This is a genomic window from Amorphus sp. MBR-141, from assembly GCF_053628695.1.
Genome location: NZ_JBRJGW010000073.1, coordinates 1 through 3,375, shown reverse-complemented (window position 1 = coordinate 3,375; position 3,375 = coordinate 1). Strand labels below are relative to the sequence as shown.

Genomic DNA, 3,375 nt, shown 5'->3' with positions numbered 1-3,375 from the left:
TCCGGGGCATGGAGCGTCGGCCTGTCTCGTTGATCCGACCCCCTATGAATCACGCAACAGACGCCTTGGGAATCCTTCTCAAACGCGCTCTTAGTAGGGTCGTCGGGGAAAGGAACCGGCAGCTGCACGTTTTTAACCCCATCAATCAGGAGCCTTTTGATCTTGCCGCTCGAAACGTATTTCGCTTTCTGATCATGAAAGGCGTCTGTTTGCATCGCATATGCGATGAACTTCGGGTTCATGTTGTGGCGAAAAGCATAGCTATCATCGTGGATCGCAACTTTTTCTTCTCCCAGCCACGCAACCGCTTTGCCGACGTCTTCAATTGTTTCGCTGACGCCCGCGATGACAACATCATTTGGCTCAGCGTATCGCAACGACGCCGCCATATCGCTTCTGACTTTCGAAAGTGTTTTCTGCGCGAAGACACCATAGTGCGTGTAGATTTCGCCATAGTGGATCGCGCCGATTCCTTCATCCACATAGTCGGCTTTCGTAAAGCGCTTTCCACGGATGAACTCACCAATCTCGTCCAAGGGTTTCCATTCGACATCCCCACCTTCAAAGCTGAGAAGCCGGTCGCGGTAGTGGTTGTATTGCTTTTTGCGCTGGGTAAGCTCGGCGGTAAGCTCGGCGGTAAGCTCGGTGAAGCTGTCGAGTATCCGCACAATCTCCCGCTGAATCGCCAGCGACTTTTCCGGATCATCCGTGCATGGAATGGGGATCTTGAACGCTTTCACTTTGCCGTCTGATATCGCTGGATATGCAGCACCACTCTGATTCTCTTCGACGTAATTCATGAATTCTGTTGTGCTAAGCCAGTGCAAAATCCACTTGGGTAGAGCCTGATCCTGCTTTGCTCTGAGCACGCAGTAACCCGTGCTGGCGACGTTTCCGGCCAGTTCCGAGTCGATTAGGCAGTATCGTTGTTGTGCGGGGCGCGTCGTGGCGAAAATGACGTCATTCTCTTGGACGAGTTTCTGCGCTCTGCTTGGCGCGGTCTCGGCTGAAATCTCGCTTGTTTCGGTAACGCGTTTGGCTTTGATGTCGACGGACGTGAGATCAATATATCGGTAAACGCCGTCGGCTTCAGACCATTTGATGTTCGCTGTTGGTTGAGTGACGTGCCCCAGAGGCACCCACTCCACCTCAGCGCCGCCCAGTAGCTTCTCCAGAAAACCCGCCGCGCTCACGCGTTGATCTCCGCAATGATGGCGTCGATGTCGGTGCGCAGCTGATTGATCCGTTCCACAGTGGTGCCGATCTGATCATTCAGTTCGTCGATATTGACGATCTCACGCGTGTCGCGCGGCTCGACATAGGAGCTGACGGAGAGGTTATAGCCCCGCTCCACGATGGTCTCATACGGCACCGAGGCCGCGACGTGATCGACGTCTTCCTTGCGATCAAAAATCTCGATCACCTGCGCGATGTGATCGTCAGTCATCAGATTGGTGTTGGTGGCCTTATTGAAAAACTCTTCGCCGGTGGCGTCGATGAATTGGATGGCCGTGTCGGTCTTGTTCTTGGCGAGGACCAGGATCGTCACCGCGATGGTCGTGCCGTAGAAAAGGTTGGAGGCGAGCGCGATCACCGTCTCGACATAGTTGTTATCAACCAGATATTGCCGGATCTTTTTCTCCGCCCCGTCGCGATAGAAAATGCCGGGAAAGCATACGATCGCCGCACGGCCCTTGGCCGACAGATAGCTGAGTGCATGAAGCACAAAGGCGAAATCAGCCTTTGATTTGGGTGCCAGCACTCCCGCCGGAGCAAAGCGGTCATCATTGATCAGCGTGGGATCGTCCGAGCCGATCCATTTCACCGAATAGGGCGGATTGGAGACGATGGCGTCAAAGGGTTTGTCGTCCTGGAAATGCGGCTGGGTGAGCGTATCGCCGCGCTGGATATTGAACTTGTCGTAATTGATGTTGTGCAGGAACATGTTCATGCGGGCGAGGTTGTAGGTCGTGTGGTTGATCTCCTGCCCGAAGAAGCCCTCTTCGATGATGTGTTCATCGAAATGCTTCTTGGCTTGCAGCAGCAGCGAGCCGGAGCCGCAGGCCGGGTCGTAAATCATGTTGACGCGTGTTTGCCCATGCATGGCTAGCCGCGCGATCAGCCTTGAGACATGTTGCGGGGTGAAGAACTCCCCGCCAGACTTGCCCGCATTGGCGGCATAGTTCGAGATCAGGAATTCATAGGCATCGCCGAACAGATCAATCTGACTATTGTGGAAGTCTCCGAAATCCAATTCCGCAACACGTTTCAGCACTTTCGCCAAGCGGTTGTTCTTCTCCGTCACCGTATTGCCAAGGCGCGTGCTGGTCGTGTCGAAGTCGGCAAACAGGCCCCTGATGTCCTGCTCTGACGGGTAGCCATTGGCGGAGGACTCGATCGCTGCGAAGATCTGCGCCAGACCGGTGTTCAGGCTGTCATTCTGATGCGCGTCTTTTGCGACATTGGCAAAGAGTTGGCTGGGATAGATGAAATAGCCCTTGGTTTTGATCGCGTCATCCTTGATCTCATCGGTGACGACATCGTCGGGAAGACTAGCGTAGTTGATGCTCTCGTCATCCGCCTCGATATACGCAGCGAAATTCTCGCTGATAAAGCGGTAAAAAAGCGTGCCGAGGACATATTGTTTGAAGTCCCAGCCATCGACCGAGCCGCGCACATCGTTCGCGATGTCCCAGATTTTCCGTTGTAGCGCCGCGCGTTGTTTTGGGCCGGTCATCTCTTTTTGTCCTTCTTCGGACTGGCTTCACGCTCGATCCAGTCCTCAATATCTACGCGCCGAAACCGCCAGGTGCCGCCAACCTTGAAGCCGGGCAACTTGCTGTCGGCCGCAAGGCGGTAAGCGGTTTTCTTGTTGATCCTGAGATAGTCGGCGACTTCATCAATGGTCATGATATCAGCTGCCATGCGAAGCACTTTCCCAGAATCACCCTTTTTGAGATTTCTATGGAAACTTGCGGATTCCTACAAGGCAGGAATTCCAAGCAATTTCAGAGCTCTGATGAAATCGGGCTGGCTTTGGGCGTATTGCTCCTTGTATTCGGGTTTTTGTCGCTTTCTTCGATGTCCGGGCACCTGAGCCGTGTCACCCCCCCAAGCCCTCTGCCCACGGTCCAATCGATGCCGCCTGTGCGCGCTTTGACGATTAAAGACGGAAGCGGTCGGCTGGAATGTTGGCGCATGAAACTGGTTTGAATGACCAGCGCACGCCCCGGTGAACGTCCGTTGTCGACAGTTCTCGCCCCAGATCCGGCCGGTCCGCTCTCGTGAAGAGTTTCGGGCGCCGAAAGGCGTACGAAAGTCCCCGAGGAAGGAACCCGCGGGCCCCAGGCGATGGGCTATGGGGATTTCGGATTT

The 3,375-nt window shown here is 54.7% G+C and carries 3 protein-coding genes; all 3 read right to left on the bottom strand.

Features of this window, described 5'->3' with window-relative positions:
- Positions 1 to 1,193: restriction endonuclease subunit S (locus ACSSVZ_RS28000; RefSeq protein ID WP_453974148.1), on the bottom strand; the 1,193-nt coding region annotated here is incomplete at its 3' end.
- Entirely contained in the window at positions 1,190 to 2,737 is a 1,548-nt protein-coding gene (locus ACSSVZ_RS27995) for a type I restriction-modification system subunit M (protein WP_453974147.1), read from the bottom strand. The genes ACSSVZ_RS28000 and ACSSVZ_RS27995, both read right to left, overlap by 4 nt.
- Positions 2,734 to 2,925 carry a helix-turn-helix domain-containing protein gene (locus ACSSVZ_RS27990; RefSeq protein WP_062561268.1) on the bottom strand — a complete coding sequence of 64 codons (192 nt, stop codon included), beginning with the start codon at positions 2,923 to 2,925 and terminating at the stop codon, positions 2,734 to 2,736. Before ACSSVZ_RS27990 ends, ACSSVZ_RS27995 begins: the two co-directional genes overlap by 4 nt.
- Positions 2,926 to 3,375: the final 450 nt, after the last annotated feature.